Consider the following 246-nt stretch of genomic DNA (forward strand, 5'->3'; position numbering starts at 1 on the left):
CACTTTGCTCGATCATTACATTTCCAATGAATAATAACGTACAACTTAACAATAATAATAAAATAATGGCTTTATAAAAGAATTTAGTCATTGGATTTAATGCAACTTTTTGATGATAGTTCACCCTAGATAATACTCGTTCTTTCATCTTGAACACCTCTTTTCCACACAGCGTATAACTCTTACTTTAAGAATACCTTGTTGTAAAAAAACATCCCATCGATTTCTCTTACACGTACCTTACAT

At 30.5% G+C, this 246-nt stretch carries 1 pseudogene; it reads right to left on the minus strand.

The window, feature by feature from the left end:
* Window positions 1-148: pseudogene (locus tag SB658_RS26545) on the minus strand (transglycosylase domain-containing protein); the annotation flags it as partial.
* Window positions 149-246: the final 98 nt, after the last annotated feature.

The sequence above is a fragment of the Bacillus sp. SIMBA_008 genome (genome assembly GCF_046535495.1).
Lineage (GTDB): Bacteria > Bacillota > Bacilli > Bacillales > Bacillaceae > Bacillus > Bacillus subtilis.